Below are 253 nucleotides of genomic sequence, written 5' to 3'. Positions count from 1 at the left end.
CGGTGATTGCAATGAGACATCCATCATAGTGAGCAAGGAATTTACAAATCCCTCTAAGGCCCTAAGTGGCAAATGGAATACGGCCCTTAAGGTTAAACAGGTTTCAATTGCTAAATCAGAATAGTAATTTGAACGACCACGGCCCCCGTGTTTTTCGGTATTCTGCCACTTTGAGATGGCACTCTCACTTAGCCAAATATTGATGTTACCGCGTTGAACCAAAGCACGGTTGTACTGTGACCAATTCCTGATT

Annotated in this window: 1 protein-coding gene; it reads right to left on the bottom strand. The window is 43.5% G+C overall.

The window, feature by feature from the left end:
* On the bottom strand, window positions 1–252 hold a 252-nt coding region (locus tag CWC18_RS20235; RefSeq protein WP_249930159.1), incomplete at its 3' end, for a transposase.
* Between the last annotated feature and the right edge of the window lies 1 nt (window position 253).

The sequence above is a fragment of the Pseudoalteromonas aurantia genome (assembly GCF_005886875.1).
In the GTDB taxonomy this organism is placed as follows: Bacteria; Pseudomonadota; Gammaproteobacteria; order Enterobacterales; family Alteromonadaceae; genus Pseudoalteromonas; species Pseudoalteromonas aurantia_A.
The sequence above is the reverse complement of the archived record's forward strand: the minus strand, read 5'-3'. Positions and strand labels throughout refer to the sequence as shown.